We start from the raw sequence: 15,138 nt of genomic DNA, 5'->3' as shown, positions 1-15,138 counted from the left end.
CCCGCGCCTTCAGCGCCGCGTTGTAGGCCTTCCAGTTCGTCGTGCGGTACTTCGTCCGCTTCTTCTTGGCTTCGCTCACCGCGTCAGTCTACGAGCGCTCGGACGCTCGCTTTGTGCAACAGAGCCCCTCAAAACCATGCAATCCAACACAAACCGTTGCCCGACAAGGACTTGCGACGATTCGTAAGCTCCCCCTGCAAGTAGACAGCCGAAACCAGAGAATGCGGCCCAGTCCGAAAGGAGCGAGCCGATGAGGAAGAGCAAGTTCAGCGAGAGCCAGATCGTGGCGATCCTGAAAGAAGGAGAGGCCGGGCTGCCGGTGGCCGAGGTGTGCCGCAAGCGCGGCATCAGCGCGCCGACGTACTACGCGTGGAAGAGCAAATACGCCGGCGCGACGGTCTCGGACCTGGCGCTGGAGAACGCGGCGATCAAGGACGTGCTGGCAAAAAAATTCTGACGCCGTCCGCGAAGCGGCAGGTGGTCTCGGCCATGGTGACCGAGCATCGCCTGCCGGTCACACGAGCCTGCAGAGCCACAGGCTTGTCGCGGGCGGCGTACGGCAGACGCCTGCGTCAACCAGGGCTGGGCGCTGGATTTCATGCACGACGTGCTCTACGACGGCCGGCGGTTCCGCACCCTCAACGTGATCGACGAGGCCAACCGCGAGGCGCTGGCCGGAGATGAGCAGCCGCGAATTCGTCGCGTGGGCCCAGCGCCGAGGCATCGCGCTGAACCACATCGAGCCCGGCGAGCCCAACCAGAACGCCTACGTCGAGCGCTTCAACCGCACCTTCCGCACCGAAGTGCTCGACGCCTGGCTGTTCAATTCCACCGGGCAGGTCCAGGCCATCGCCGACGACTGGCTGACCCAGTACAACGAATACCGACCGCATGACGCCCTGGGCGGCAAGCCACCCAGGCAGTTCATGCCCCGATTGATCACCACAACCGCCGCAGACTCTGGGAATCAGCTGTCTGCTTGACGGGGGAGCTTACGGTGTCAGGCACTCACCTCAGCCGGCAGCCGCCCTGAAGCCTTCGAGCACATTGACCACATTGACGCCGACCTCGGCGACCGCGTAGCCGCCCTCCATCGTCAGCACCACCGGCAGGCCGGCACGCGCCAGGCGCTCGCCCAGGCGCAGGTAGTCGTCGGCGCGCAGGTGGAAGCCCGAGATCGGGTCGCCCTCGAAGGTGTCGACGCCCAGCGCCACCACCAGCGCCTCGGCGCGGTGGGCGGCCACCGCGGCCAGGCCGGCCTCGAGCGCCTCGAACCAGGTCGTGGCCGAGGTGCCGCGCGGCAACGGCAGGTTCAGGTTCGCACCCAGGCCGGCGCCCTCGCCGCGCTCGTCGGCGTGACCGAGAAAGAAGGGATATTCGGTGCGCGGATCGCCGTGCAGCGACACCGTCAGCACGTCATCGCGGCCGTAGAAGATGGTCTGCGTGCCGTTGCCGTGGTGGTAGTCGACATCGAGCACCGCCACCCGAGCCGCGCCGTGGTCGCGCAGCGTCTGCGCCGCCAGCGCGGCGTTGTTGAGGAAGCAGTAGCCGCCGAAGAAGTCCGGCCCGGCGTGGTGGCCGGGCGGACGGGTCAGCGCGAAGGCGGCGCGCTCGCCACCCGACACCGCCAGCGCGGCAGAGCGGGCGCAGGCCGCGCCCTCGCGGGCCGCCGCCCAGGTGCCGGCCATGACGGGGCTGCCGGCATCGAAGGAGAACAGGCCGATGCGCGCGGCGAAGCTCTCGGGCAGCACGTCGGCGCGAAAGCCCCGCACCGGCCAGACCGCCGGCAGGATGTCGGTGCCGGCGTTGGCCGGATCGAGCGCCACCCACTCGTCCCAGGCACCGGCCAGGAAGTCGAGGTAGCGCGGCGCATGGATCGCCGCCAGCGCCGCGTCCAGCCCGGCATCATCCGGGACCGGATCGCGCAGCGCGCCGACCGGCCGGCGCGCCAGCTCGGCCAGCACATGGTCCAGCCGCGCGGGCGTCTCGTGACAGGGTACGAGGCGGCCACGGTACATCTCCAGGCGCGCGTCATGGCGGCGGTAGAGGGCGTTGCGGAAGATCTTCATCAGGACCGGCCCTCCCCGCCGGACGACTCACTCGCCCAGGTAGGCGGCGCGGACCTTCGGGTCCTCGAGCAGCTGGCGACCGGCGCCGGTCATGGTGATCAGGCCGGACTCCATCACATAGCCGCGGTCGGCCACCGCCAGCGCGCGGCTGGCGTTCTGCTCGACCAGCAGCATGGTCACGCCCTGCTTGTGGATGTCGTTCACCACCTCGAAGATCTTGTCGACCATGATCGGCGACAGACCCATCGACGGCTCGTCGAGCAGCAGCACCTTCGGCTTGGCCATCAGCGCGCGGCCCATCGCCAGCATCTGCTGCTCGCCGCCCGACATCGTGCCGGCGAGCTGGTCGCGGCGCTCCTTCAGGCGCGGGAAGATGGAGAAGACCTTGTCGATGTCCTCCAGGATGGCCGCCTTGTCGTCGCGGGTGTAGGCGCCCATCTGCAGGTTCTCGGTGATGGTCATCCGGGTGAAGGTGCCGCGACCTTCCGGAATCATCACCAGGCCCTGCTTGGCCAGATCCCAGGCGCCCTGCCCCTTCAGGCTGCGGCCGAGGTACTTCACGTCGCCGTCGCCGATCGGCTGCAGGCCGGTGACCGCCTTCAGCGTGGTGGTCTTGCCCGCGCCGTTGGCGCCGATCAGCGAGACCAGCTCGCCCTCGCGCACTTCCAGGCTGACGCCCTTGACGGCCTGGATGCCGCCGTAGGCGACCTTGACGTTCTCGATGCTGAGCAGGACCTGCCCGCTCTTCTTGTCATTGCTCGACATGATGGTCTGCTTTCCTGTGCGATCAAGCCGGGCTCAGTGGGCCTTGTGGCCGGTGCCGAGGTAGGCCTCGATCACCTTCTCGTTCTTCTGCACTTCGGCCGCGGTGCCTTCGGCGATCTGCTTGCCGTAGTCGAGCACCGTCAGCCGGTCGCACAGGCCCATCATCAGCTTCACGTCGTGCTCGATGATCAGGATAGTGCGGCCGTCCTTGCGGATGCGGTCGATCAGCTCGCGCAGCACCACCTTCTCGGTGGCGTTCATGCCGGCGGCCGGCTCGTCGAGCGCGATCAGCTTCGGATCGGTGGCCAGCGCACGGGCGATCTCCAGGCGACGCTGGTCGCCGTAGCTCAGGGTGCGCGACTTGAACTCGGCGTACTTGCCGATGCCGACATAGTCGAGCAGTTCCTGCGCGCGCTTCGCGATCGCGGCCTCCTCGGCCTTGAATCCGGGCGTGCGGAAGATCGCGCCGATCAGACCCGACTTCGTGCGCACATGGCGGCCGACCATCACGTTCTCCAGCGCGGTCATCTCGGGGAAGAGCCGGATGTTCTGGAAGGTGCGCGCGATGCCGGCCGCGGCCACCTCGTGCACGGCGGTGGGCGTGTAGGGCGCGCCGCCGAGCTGGAAGGTGCCGCCGTCCGGCGTGTACAGACCGGTGATGACGTTGAAGAAGGTCGTCTTGCCGGCGCCGTTCGGGCCGATCAGACCGTAGACCTGACCCTTGCGGATGGTGATGCCGACGTCGGAGAGGGCCTGCAGGCCGCCGAAGCGCTTGGAGACGCCCTTGACCTCGAGGACGATCTCGGATTGCGTGCTGTTGCTCATGAGGTGCTTCTCCTGGGGATCACTTGGCGACCGGGGCGGCCTTGCCATGCTCGGGCGCCGGCCACAGGCCGCGCGGACGCAGCAGCATGATCGAGATCATCGCCAGCGCGATCAGCAGCTGGCGCAGGATGGCGGCGTCGAGACGGCCGCCGGTCATCGCCTGGATGTCGCCGGCGACATAGCGCAGCACCTCCGGCAGCGCCGCCAGCATCACCGCGCCCAGGATCACGCCGGGAATGTGGCCGATGCCGCCCAGCACCACCATCGCGACGATCATGATCGACTCGGCCAGCGTGAACGACTCCGGCGAGATGAAGCCCTGGAAGGCCGCGAACATCGAGCCCGACACGCCGCCGAAGGTGGCGCCCATGCCGAAGGCCAGCAGCTTCAGGTTGCGGGTGTTCAGGCCCATCGCCTTGGCGGCGATCTCGTCCTCGCGCACCGCCATCCAGGCCCGGCCGATGCGGGAGGTCTCGATGCGGTGGCAGATGATGACGGTGAAGATCACCAGCGTCAGGAACAGGTAGTAGTACAGCGTCACCGACGGGAAGCTGTGGCCGAACAGTTCCAGCGGCTTGCCGAAGCTCACGCCGCCGATGCTGATCGGATCGATCTGGCTGATGCCGCGCGGACCGTTGGTGATGTTGACCGGATGCTCCAGGTTGTTCATGAACACCCGGATGATCTCGCCGAAGCCCAGCGTGACGATGGCCAGGTAATCGCCGCGCAGCTTCAGCGTCGGCGCGCCCAGCAGCATGCCGCAGACCGCCGCGACCGCCGCGGCGATCGGCACCACCGCCCAGATCGGGAAATGCATCCCGTCCGGATAGGCCGCCCGGATGGACTCGAAGTTCTCCATCAGGTGCGGCGAGGCCACCAGCGCGTACAGATAGGCCCCGACGGCATAGAAGGCGACATAGCCCAGGTCGAGCAGGCCGGCGTAGCCGACGACGATGTTCAGGCCCAGGGCCAGCATCACGTACAGCAGCGCCAGCGCCATGATGCGCACCCAGCCCTGGCCGAACTGCGCCACCACCAGCGGCAGGGCCAGCAGCGCGACCGCCGCCAGCAGGAAGACGACGATCTGCTTGGTCTTGTCCATGTGTTGCATGTGAGTCTCTCCTCGGACGGCGTCAGGCGCGATCGGCGACACGCTCGCCCATCAGGCCGCTCGGGCGCAGCGTCAGGACCAGGATCAGCACCAGGAAGGCGAAGATCTCGACATAGTGGCTGCCGAACAGGCCGCCGGTCAGGTCACCCAGGTAGCCGGCGCCCAGCGCCTCGATCAGGCCGAGCAGCACGCCGCCGACCATCGCGCCGGTCAGGTTGCCGATGCCGCCGAACACCGCGGCGGTGAAGGCCTTCAGGCCGGGCATGAAGCCCATGCTGTGCTGCAGCGTGCCGTAGTTGGCCGCCCACATGATGCCGGCGATGGCCGCCAGCGCCGCGCCGATGATGAAGGTCGCGCTGATGATGTGGTCGGGGCGCACGCCCATCAGGCCGGCGACACGCGGGTTCTCGGCGGTGGCGCGCATCGCGCGGCCGAGCTTGGTCTTGTTGACCAGCCACAGCAGACCGGTCAGCACCACCGCGGTGATCACCAGGATCAGCACCTGGGTCAGCGTGATGACCGGGCCGTCCTCCCACAGGAAGAACACCTCGACCGGCAGCAGCTGCGGATAGGGCTTCGGATTCGGCTTCCAGATGATCATCGCCAGCGTCTGCAGCAGCAGGCTCATGCCCATCGCGGTGATCAGCGGCGCCAGGCGCGGCGCGTTGCGCAGCGGCCGGTAGGCGATCTTCTCGATGGAGTAGTTCAGCGCCGCGCAGACGATGATCGCGGCGATCGCCGAGATCAGCATGATCAGCCAGCCCGGCATGGGCGAGGCGGTATCCAGCAGAAAGGTCGCGACGGTCCAGCTGACCATGGCGCCGACCATGAGCACTTCGCCGTGCGCGAAGTTGATCAGGCTGATGATGCCGTAGACCATCGTGTAGCCCAGTGCCACGAGCGCATACATGCTCCCGAGCACCAGACCGTTGATGATCTGCTGTACAAAGATGTCCATTCCAAGATCTCCTGTGGCTTGCTCAGGAAATCGCAAGGGCCGTGCCAGCCCATGGAAACCCTGACCCGCTCAGGGGATCGGCGGATCGTGACATCCTTCCCGCCAGCGACGTCGCAGTGCATTGCACCGGCCCGGACCGGCCGCATTTCAGCGGCACAAGCGCACGAACCGCAGAAAATCCAGACACTCACCCTTCTGGCCGGATCAGATCCGGGAAAGCACCGCCACTCAGCGCGACTTGTTCGCCTGGGCGTCCAGCTCCCGCAATCTCTCGAGCTTCTCGCCGATGCGGATCTCGAGCCCGCGGTCGACCGGCTGGTAGAAACGTGGCGCCGGCGCCAGCCCGTCCGGGAAATAGTTCTCGCCGGACGGATATCCGTCCGGCTCGTCGTGCGCGTACCGGTAATTCCGTCCGTGCCCGAGGTCCTTCATCAGCCGGGTCGGCGCATTGCGCAGGTGCGCCGGCACCGGACGCGAGCCGTCCTGCTTCACGAAGGCCTGCGCGGCCTTCCAGGCGACATAGGCGGCGTTGGACTTCGGGGCGACGGCCAGATAGAGCACCGCCTGCGCCAGCGTCAGCTCGCCCTCGGGCGAGCCGAGCCGCTCGTAGGTCTCCGAGGCATCCAGCGCGATGCGCAGCGCGCGCGGATCGGCCAGGCCGATGTCCTCGCTGGCCATGCGCACCAGGCGTCGGGCGATGTAGCGCGGGTCGGCTCCGCCGTCGATCATGCGCGCGAACCAGTACAGCGCACCGTCCGGGCTGCTGCCGCGCACCGCCTTGTGCAGCGCCGAGATCGCATCGAAGAACTGATCGCCGCCCTTGTCGTAGCGGCGCAGCTGCGCGCCCAGGCAGCGCTCCAGCGCCGCCTCGTCCAGCGGCCGGTCGGTGCCGGCCATGCGCACCACGTTCTCGAAGGTGTTGAGCAGCCGGCGCGCATCGCCGTCGGCATAGGCCACCAGGCGCTGCGCCGCGGCGGGCTCCGGGGCGGGCGCGGGCAGCGCCTCGCCGGCCCGCGCCAGCAGCGCCAGCAGCTCGGCCTCGCCCAGCGGCTCGAGCACATGCACCGTCGCGCGCGACAGCAGCGCCGAGTTGACCTCGAAGGACGGGTTCTCGGTCGTCGCGCCGATGAAGGTGAACAGACCCGACTCGACATGCGGCAGGAAGGCGTCCTGCTGCGCCTTGTTGAAGCGGTGCACCTCGTCGACGAAGACGATGCAGCGCCGCCCCCGCGCCTGCGAGCGCTGCGCGCGCTCGACCGCCTCGCGGATGTCCTTCACGCCGCCCAGCACCGCGGAGATCGGCACGAAGTCGGCGTCGAAGGCCTTGGCGGTGAGCCGCGCCAGCGTCGTCTTGCCCACGCCCGGCGGGCCCCACAGGATCATCGAATGCGGCCGGCGCGACACGAAGGCCGCGCGCAGCGGCTTGCCCGCGCCCAGCAGGTGGGTCTGGCCGATCACCTCGTCGATGTGGCGCGGGCGCAGCCGCTCGGCCAGGGGCGCCTCCGGCGCGGCCGATGCGCCCGGCGTCCCTGGCGGATGGGTGTCCGGCGGGTCGGTCGGCACATCGTCGAACAGGTCGTTCACTGCCCGCGGCTCACTGCTGCAGCACGTCGGCGCCGGCCGGCGCGCTGAAGCGGAAGCGCTCGGCCGGCAGCTTCAGATTGGCCTCGAAGCGCGAGAAGTCGAGCCGCGAGCGCTGGCCAAGCGCATCGGTCAGCTCGATCGCCGCCAGGTCCTTGCCGCGGAAGCCCACCCGCAGCTGGCGGATCTGGCTCTCCTTCGCCTTGGGCTGGGCGGCTGCCCACTGCAGGCCGCCCTGGTCGGGCTCGGCCGACAGCGTGAAGTCGCGCTCCAGGCTGCCGCCGGCCAGCAGCGCCGCAGGCGTGGCGCCCAGCGCCTGGTCGAAGGGCCGCACCGTCACCTGGTTCAGGTCGACATCGAAGAGCCAGACCTTCTGGCCGTCGGCGACGATCTGCTGCTCGTAGGGCCGGGCGTAGTCGAAGCGGAAGCGGTTCGGGCGCTGGAACTCGAACTCGCCGCTGGAGGTCTTCTTCTTCGCGCCGTCGGGCGAGGTGGCGACCTGCGTGAAGGCGGCCCGGCCGGACTGCACCGTCTGCACGAAGCTGCGCAGCGTGTCGACCGCGTCGGCGCGCGCCGGCAGCGCGGTGGTGGCGACGGCAGCCGCCAGCGCCAGCATCAGCACCCGGCCACGGCCGGGCCGCTTCGAGAGGGATTCGAGGGAGAGCAGCTTCATTCTTCCTTGCGCGCCGGGACGAGGATGTCGCGGTTGCCGTTGGTGGACATGCTCGATACGAGTCCGGTTTTTTCCATTTGTTCCAGCAGCCGCGCCGCACGGTTGTAGCCGATGCGCAGATGGCGCTGCACCAGCGAGATCGAGGCCTTGCGGTTCTGCAGCACGATGGCCACCGCCTGGTCGTACATCGGATCGGCCTCGGCGTCGCCGCCACCGCCCTCGGCGTTGGTGTCGTTGGCGCCGCCCTCGCCCTCGAGCGTGCCGCCCTCCAGGATGCCCTCGATGTAGTTCGGCTCGCCCTGGCTCTTCAGGAACTCGACGACGCGGTGCACCTCGTCGTCGGAGACGAAGGCGCCGTGCACCCGCACCGGCTGTCCGGTGCCGGAGGCCATGTAGAGCATGTCGCCCATGCCCAGCAGCGCCTCGGCGCCCATCTGGTCGAGAATGGTGCGGCTGTCGATCTTGCTCGAGACCTGGAAGCTCAGCCGGGTCGGGATGTTGGCCTTGATCAGGCCGGTGATCACGTCGACCGACGGGCGCTGCGTGGCCAGGATCAGGTGGATGCCGGCGGCACGCGCCTTCTGCGCCAGGCGGGCGATGAGTTCCTCGATCTTCTTGCCGACCACCATCATCAGATCGGCCAGCTCGTCGATGACGACGACGATGTGCGGCAGGCGGTCGAGCGGCTCAGGCTCCTCCGGCGTCAGGCTGAAGGGGTTGGGGATCAGCTGCTCGCGCTCCTGGGCCTCGCGGATCTTCGCGTTGTAGCCGGCCAGATTGCGCACGCCCAGCTTGCTCATCAGCCGGTAGCGCCGCTCCATCTCGGCCACGCACCAGTTCAGCGCGTTCGAGGCCTGCTTCATGTCGGTGACCACCGGCGCGAGCAGGTGCGGAATGCCTTCGTAGACGCTCATCTCGAGCATCTTCGGATCGATCAGGATCAGGCGCACATCCTCCGGCTCGGCCTTGTACAGCAGCGACAGGATCATGCCGTTGATGCCCACCGACTTGCCCGAGCCGGTGGTGCCGGCCACCAGGCAGTGCGGCATCTTGCCCAGGTCGGCCACGATCGGCTCGCCGACGATGTTCTTGCCCAGGCCCATGGTCAGCAGCGAGGGCGCCTCGCGGTAGACCGGCGCGCCCAGCACCTCGGACAGGCGGATCACCTGGCGCTTGCGGTTGGGCAGCTCCAGCGCCATGCAGTTGCGGCCCGGAATCGTCTCGACCACGCGGATCGACACCAGGCTGAGCGAACGGGCCAGATCCTTGGCCAGATTGACGATCTGCGAGCCCTTGACACCCACCGCCGGCTCGATCTCGAAGCGGGTCACCACCGGCCCCGGCATCGCAGCGATCACCGTCACCTCGACGCCGAAGTTCTTCAGGTGGCGCTCGATCATGCGGCTGGTCTTCTCCAGCTCCTCCGGCGTGGCGGATTCGGCCTGCGGCGGCGCGGCGTCCAGCAGATCGACCGACGGGCGCCCGCCCTCGCCGGCCGGCGCGAAGACCACCGGCATGGCCGGACGGGGCGCCGGCGGCGGCATGACGAAGACCGGCGGCGCGGCCGGTGCCGGCGGCAGGTCGTCCTCGTCGTCGGCCGGATCATCCCACGGCGCCACCGAGGCCCGTGCCAGAGCCGGCACGGGTGCAGGCATCGGCGCGGGCAAGGGCGCCGGTTCGCGCATCCGGACTGGCGCTGGCGCCACCGCGGGAACCGGCGTCGGCAGGGGCTGCGGCGGCATCTCCGGCGGCATCTGCGGCAGGGTGTCGACGAAATCCGGCTCGTGGCCGGGCGAGCGGCCCGGAGCCAGCGCAGCGATGTCGCCGAATTCCGGCTCGACCGGCGCCACGGCAGGCGCTGCAGCAGCCTCGCGCTCCTTGCGGGCGCGGCGCGGGGCCGCAGTCGCCGGCCCAGGCGTCGCGGCAGGTGCGAGTGCCGCGCCGGCGGCCATCAGGTCATCGGCAGGCGCCTGTCCGGACAGGCCGCGCTCGCGCTGCGCCTGCTCGCCGATGCGCTTGTCCTCGGCCTCGGCCAGACGCTCGTCGCGGCGCTCGCGCCAGATGTCGAACAGCGCACCGATGCGCTCGGCCAGACCCAGCCAGGAGAACCGGAAGGCCCAGGCCATCGACAGCAGCAGCAGCACGATCCACAGCACGCCGCTGCCGACGAAGCCCAGCAGCTTCATGCTCAGCGGGCCGAGCATGGCGCCCAGCACGCCACCGGCATGGGTTCCGGCCACCAGGCCTTCATGCTGGTAGAGCCGCGTCCACTCGAGCGAGGTGCTCGACAGCAGCAGCAGCAGCAGCCCGACCCAGGCCTGCCACCAGGGCCGCCAGTGCACCGGGCCGTCGATCGTCTCCACCGGCGCCAGATCGACCCGCAGCAGCCGGGCCACCGCCGACAGCCAGCCACGCAGGCCGAAAAGCAGCAGCCACCAGGACGACAGGCCGCACAGCACGAAGGACAGATCGGACAGCCAGGCCCCGATCACGCCGGCCTGGTTGCGCAGCGGACGACCGTCCCCGGAAGTCGAGAAGGCCGCGTCGCCCGGGTGATGGCTGAACATCGCCAGCATCCACAGCACCAGCAGCGTGCCGCCAAGCGTGATGGCCAGCTGCAGGCGCCAGCGTGACACCGGACGAGGCAGGGAGGAACGGGTTTGCGCGGCTGCAGACGACCCTGAGGCCGTGCCGCGCAGCGAACCGAGCGGATAAGTCATGCCCGAATTGTCCGCCATCCGTCAGGATGGTCTTGAAACGACAACCGGGCGAGGTCTGCGCTTATTGCGAGGCCAGACGCTCGGTCAGGACGACCCAGCCATTTTCCTGGGTCTCGATCAGATGGCGTTCCTCGAGATCCTTCATGACCCGGCTGACCATCTCGCGCGAGGCGCCGACGACCTTGGCCAGATCCTGGCGCGAGACCTTGGAGCGGATGACGCGGCGGCCCTCGTCGTCCTCGGCCATGTCGAGCAGCGCACGCGCCACCCGGCCGTAGACATCGAGCAGCGCCAGCGACTCGATCTGGCGGTCGGCATTGCGCAGGCGCGCCACCAGGCCGCGCAGGATCGCGTAGGACAGGCTGGAGTTGTCCGGCAGGCAGACCGCGAACTCGTTGCGTCCCAGCACCAGCACATCGGTCTGGACCTCGGCGCGCACGGTGGCCGAATGCGGCTCGTTGTCGATCAGGCTCATCTCGCCGAGATAGTCGCCGGCCTCGAGCACCGCCAGGATGACCTCGCGGCCGCGTGCATCCGAGGTGATCACGCGGGCACGGCCGCTCAGCAGGATGAACAGCGCGTCCGACTTGCGACCCTGCTCGACGATGATCTCGCCGCGACGGTACCGGCGCTTGACCACGCCGTCGGCGATCGTCTGGGCCTGCTCGACGGTCAGCATCGAGAACAGCGGCACACGCCGGATCAGATCGAGATTCGAGAGCATCGCCATGTTGGGGGTCACTCCTGTGCTTGTTTGGTTTCTGTCGTTGAGTTGGGGCCAGGCCTGGCGCGAGTCGGCATCCCCTGGCGACCGGGGACGATCGGGAACCGCTAAGCTCTCGAATCGCACCGCGTCACGCACGCCCGATGCGACGCGACTCTAACCGATGCGTCGCGTCGTTGAACAGCGAACCGACCCGGAAATGAAACCGCGCGCCGCCCGCCGGCGCCTGCCCCAGAACCCGCCACAGAACGCCATGACCAGCACTGTCCAGCACGCCCAAGTCCTCATCCTCGGCTCCGGCCCGGCCGGCTACACCGCCGCCATCTACGCCGCCCGCGCCAACCTCAAGCCGATGCTGGTCACCGGCATGGCCCAGGGCGGCCAGCTGATGACGACCACCGAGGTGGACAACTGGCCGGCCGACGTGATGGGCGTGCAGGGCCCCGAGCTGATGGAGCGCTTCCAGAAGCACGCCGAGCGCTTCAACACCCAGTTCGTCTACGACCACATCAACCAGGTCGACTTCAGCCAGCGCCCCTTCACGCTCAAGGGCGACAGCGGCACCTACACCTGCGACACGCTGATCATCGCCACAGGTGCCAGCGCCAAGTACCTGGGCCTGCCCTCCGAGCAGACCTTCATGGGCCGCGGCGTCAGCGGCTGTGCGACCTGCGACGGCTTCTTCTACCGCGGCGACGAGGTCTGCGTCGTCGGCGGCGGCAACACCGCGGTCGAGGAGGCGCTCTACCTGTCGAACATCGCCAGCAAGGTCCATCTGATCCACCGCCGTGACAAGTTCCGCGCCGAGGCGATCATGGTCGACAAGCTGCACGAGAAGGTTGCCGCCGGAAAAATGGAGTTACATCTGTTTCAGAAACTGGATGAAGTCCTGGGTGACCAGAGCGGCGTGACCGGCGTGCGCCTGAAGAGCACCGAGGACGGCAGCACCCGCGACCTGGCGGTCAAGGGCTGCTTCATCGCGATCGGCCACCACCCGAACACCGACATCTTCCAGGGCCAGCTCGAGATGAAGGACGGCTACATCGTCACCCGCTCCGGTCTGGACGGCTTCGCGACGATGACCAGCGTTCCCGGCATCTTCGCCGCCGGCGATGTCCAGGACCATGTCTACCGTCAGGCCATCACCAGCGCCGGCACCGGCTGCATGGCCGCGCTGGATGCCCAGCGTTTCCTGGAACAGAACTACGGTTGAGGCGTCGGTCCTGGGCCCAGGACCGTTTTCAGGCTACAATCGACGTTTTGCCGCCAAAAGAGACCCGAGGTGCCGGATGGCGCTGTCGGAGGGGTAACCATCAGACCAGGCACCACAAGTGCTGCAAGTTCCGGGCGGGCGGGTCTGCGCTGGTTGCTGTAACCATAGATCGGAGAAGCGTCATGGCACGCGTCTGTCAAGTCACGGGCAAGGGCCCGATGACCGGGAACAATGTTTCCCACGCCAACAACAAAACCAAGCGCCGTTGGCTGCCCAACCTGCAGTACCGCCGTTTCTGGGTCGAGAGCGAGAACCGCTGGGTTCGCCTGCGCATCTCGAACGCGGCTCTGCGCCTGATCGACAAGAAGGGCATCGACGTGGTCCTGGCGGACCTGCGTGCTCGCGGCGAACTGTAATCGGAGACCGACACCATGGCAGCCAAAGGCGGACGCGAAAAGATCAAGCTGGAATCCACTGCGGGTACCGGCCACTTCTACACCACGGACAAGAACAAGAAGACCACGCCGCAAAAGCTGGAATTCATGAAGTTCGATCCGAAGGCACGCAAGCACGTCCTGTACAAGGAAGTGAAGCTGCGCTGATCTCGATGATCGAGACGTTCCTCGGCAGCCGCTGCGGAACGTACCCGTGCAGACCCGCCCGGACAGTCATGTCCCGGCGGGTTTTCTTCATGTCCGCGTCCAGCCTGCCAACATCGATGGCCGGCGCGGACTCCCCCTTGCGGGGGCCCCCTCCAGGGGGATGAGGCCGACAGCCCACCCCCGCCTACAGTGAGTCCGGTGAAATCTCGAGGAGGGACACCATGCTCCTGTGCGGATCCCACCCCCGGCGATGCCGGCAGACCGGACGGATCGGGCTGCTGTGGTTGGGCCTGGTTCTGCTGTCGCAGCCGGCCGGCGCGCAGTCCATCGACACCCGTCGCAGCCAGGCCACCATCGGCGAGCCTGTCGACATGAGCCTGCAGGTGCGCGCCTTCGACATCCCGCCCGCACTGCTGGGGCCGGACTGCGTCGCGGTGCGCCTGCAGCATGCCGACAGTGGCGAAGCGATCGAACCGATCCGGATACGCACCGTGCCCAGCGGGCAGGATGAACAGGTGACGGTCCAGATCCAAAGCCCCGCGATCGTCGAGGAACCGGTGCTGATCGGACGAGTGGACCTGCTGTGCGGCGCGGCCTTCAGCCGGGAGTTCACCGTGCTCGCCGATCCTCCACGCCGTCCTCTGTCCCGCAGACCGGCGGCACAGGTGCGCCCGACCGGTCAGGCCCACGCTGCGCCGGCAACACCCGCGGCCGCACCCCGCCCACAGTCCCCGAGCAGCCCGGCCCGCGCCGACGAGGCCGCACTGACCGGCGCAGCCGAGCTGATCGCCCGTCTGGTGGCGGAGCGGCTGCCGCCCTCCGCACCCGGCGCCCAGGCCCAGGCTGAGCCCTCCGATGCCTGGCGACATCTGCATGAGCAGCAGCGCGAGACCCGCGCCGCCCTGGACGAGCTGAAGCTGCAACTGGCCCGACAGGACGCCCCTGCCCCGCCCTGGCGCGACGCAGCCCTGGTGGCCGGCACGCTGATCGGCCTGGGCAGCTGCATGATGATCGGACGGCTGCTGCACGATCGACCGACAGGATCCGGTCTGGCCGGTCGACGCCGCACGCCCTCCGGCACGAAGCGACGGCGAGGACAGAGCGCACAAGAGGATGAAGCCACCTCCGTCGGCAGCCCAGCACCGCACGCCGGGCAGACCCGCACCCATCACGCAGGCACCGACGCGCACGCATCGTCCGCCTCGCCCCAAGGCGCACGGATCATCACGATCGAATGGCCTCAGCCGCAGGACGACGAGGCCTCGACAGCCGCCGCTCCAGCATCCTCGTCAGCATCGGCCCTGCCCTCTGCCGAGGATCGCTCCTGCTGGCAGGACAGCAACTTCGGCCATCCTCGCCTGGACGACGAGGGCAGCCAGGAGCTGCTGGCGGAACTGGATGCCGCACCACCCGGCAACGCCGAGCAGCAGCTCGGCTGGGTCATGGTGCTCGAGCGCCGCCTGCTCGAAGGCCAGGGCCGCTGCCCCTGGCTGCTGATGCGGCTGCTGGCCCTCTACGAGCAGCTGCGCCAGCCCTGGAACCACGAGCGGGTGGCGGCTCAGCTCGAGGCGCTCTACAACGTGCGAGTGCCGCCAATGTCGCCGCCGACGACATCCGCCTCAGCGGCATCGTCGCAGGATGGCCCGCGCCAGCTCGAGCAGCACGAACTCACCTGGAAGCAGGTCTGCGAGCACTGGAACGAGGCTCAGGCCGAGGCGCACCTGGCCGCGCTGCTGCTGCGACCGACCGCACTGGAGGAACTCGATCTGCCCGCCTTCGAGCAACTTCTGACGCTGCACGGCCTGCTGCGCCGTCGAGAGCAGATGCCCCGGACTTCGTTGCTCGATGTCGTGGAGTTCGAGGTGCTGGCCGCCTGAACACCTCCGGCGCCCCCGCG

The 15,138-nt window shown here is 68.5% G+C and carries 13 protein-coding genes and 1 pseudogene; 5 read left to right on the top strand and 9 right to left on the bottom strand.

Annotated features, from left to right (window positions below; all coding sequences use genetic code 11):
• The first annotated feature begins 250 nt into the window (after positions 1 to 250).
• Positions 251 to 983: pseudogene (locus HZU84_RS16340) on the top strand (integrase core domain-containing protein).
• 30 nt (positions 984 to 1,013) lie between these two features.
• On the opposite strand, the gene HZU84_RS16335 reads toward HZU84_RS16340, so the two are convergent.
• The 9 genes from HZU84_RS16335 to HZU84_RS16290 form a co-directional block, all read right to left on the bottom strand.
• Complete coding sequence (locus tag HZU84_RS16335) at positions 1,014 to 2,069, bottom strand: histone deacetylase family protein (RefSeq protein ID WP_149504298.1); 1,056 nt, start codon at positions 2,067 to 2,069, stop codon at positions 1,014 to 1,016.
• Positions 2,070 to 2,096: 27 nt separating this feature from the next.
• Positions 2,097 to 2,834, bottom strand: coding sequence for an ABC transporter ATP-binding protein (locus HZU84_RS16330; RefSeq protein ID WP_149504299.1), 738 nt, complete (start codon positions 2,832 to 2,834; stop codon positions 2,097 to 2,099).
• 33 nt (positions 2,835 to 2,867) lie between these two features.
• Positions 2,868 to 3,659 carry an ABC transporter ATP-binding protein gene (locus tag HZU84_RS16325; RefSeq protein WP_149504300.1) on the bottom strand — a complete coding sequence of 264 codons (792 nt, stop codon included), beginning with the start codon at positions 3,657 to 3,659 and terminating at the stop codon, positions 2,868 to 2,870.
• A gap of 19 nt (positions 3,660 to 3,678) precedes the next feature.
• The gene (locus tag HZU84_RS16320; protein ID WP_375139041.1) at positions 3,679 to 4,770 is read right to left on the bottom strand and encodes an ABC transporter permease subunit; all 1,092 of its coding nucleotides are present in this window, start codon (positions 4,768 to 4,770) and stop codon (positions 3,679 to 3,681) included.
• A gap of 22 nt (positions 4,771 to 4,792) precedes the next feature.
• Positions 4,793 to 5,728 carry a branched-chain amino acid ABC transporter permease gene (locus HZU84_RS16315; RefSeq protein WP_149504301.1) on the bottom strand — a complete coding sequence of 312 codons (936 nt, stop codon included), beginning with the start codon at positions 5,726 to 5,728 and terminating at the stop codon, positions 4,793 to 4,795.
• 228 nt (positions 5,729 to 5,956) lie between these two features.
• Complete coding sequence (locus HZU84_RS16310; protein WP_149505310.1) at positions 5,957 to 7,303, bottom strand: replication-associated recombination protein A; 1,347 nt, start codon at positions 7,301 to 7,303, stop codon at positions 5,957 to 5,959.
• A 19-nt stretch (positions 7,304 to 7,322) separates the two neighbouring features.
• On the bottom strand, positions 7,323 to 7,982 hold the full coding sequence (gene lolA, locus HZU84_RS16305) for an outer membrane lipoprotein periplasmic chaperone LolA (protein ID WP_375139040.1): 660 nt from the start codon (positions 7,980 to 7,982) through the stop codon (positions 7,323 to 7,325).
• Positions 7,979 to 10,618, bottom strand: a complete 2,640-nt coding sequence (locus HZU84_RS21010) for a DNA translocase FtsK (RefSeq protein WP_276528779.1) — start codon at positions 10,616 to 10,618, stop codon at positions 7,979 to 7,981. Before HZU84_RS21010 ends, lolA begins: the two co-directional genes overlap by 4 nt.
• Positions 10,619 to 10,763: 145 nt before the next feature.
• A complete protein-coding gene (locus tag HZU84_RS16290; RefSeq protein WP_037483673.1) occupies positions 10,764 to 11,432 on the bottom strand; it encodes a Crp/Fnr family transcriptional regulator in 669 nt (222 codons plus the stop codon).
• Between the two features lie 247 nt (positions 11,433 to 11,679).
• Between HZU84_RS16290 and trxB the strand changes: the two genes are divergently transcribed.
• From trxB to HZU84_RS16270, 4 genes are all read left to right on the top strand, one after another.
• Positions 11,680 to 12,639 carry a thioredoxin-disulfide reductase gene (gene trxB, locus HZU84_RS16285; RefSeq protein WP_149504302.1) on the top strand — a complete coding sequence of 320 codons (960 nt, stop codon included), beginning with the start codon at positions 11,680 to 11,682 and terminating at the stop codon, positions 12,637 to 12,639.
• 182 nt (positions 12,640 to 12,821) lie between these two features.
• A complete protein-coding gene (gene rpmB, locus HZU84_RS16280) occupies positions 12,822 to 13,055 on the top strand; it encodes a 50S ribosomal protein L28 (protein ID WP_037483668.1) in 234 nt (77 codons plus the stop codon).
• A gap of 15 nt (positions 13,056 to 13,070) precedes the next feature.
• Entirely contained in the window at positions 13,071 to 13,241 is a 171-nt protein-coding gene (rpmG, locus tag HZU84_RS16275) for a 50S ribosomal protein L33 (protein ID WP_037483666.1), read from the top strand.
• Between the two features lie 284 nt (positions 13,242 to 13,525).
• Positions 13,526 to 15,118: a hypothetical protein gene (locus tag HZU84_RS16270; protein ID WP_149504303.1), complete on the top strand. Its 1,593-nt coding sequence runs from the start codon at positions 13,526 to 13,528 to the stop codon at positions 15,116 to 15,118.
• Positions 15,119 to 15,138 lie beyond the last annotated feature (20 nt).

Source organism: Sphaerotilus sulfidivorans, from assembly GCF_013426975.1.
Classification (GTDB): Bacteria; Pseudomonadota; Gammaproteobacteria; order Burkholderiales; family Burkholderiaceae_C; genus Sphaerotilus; species Sphaerotilus sulfidivorans.
This window is presented reverse-complemented; position numbering and strand designations above follow the sequence as displayed.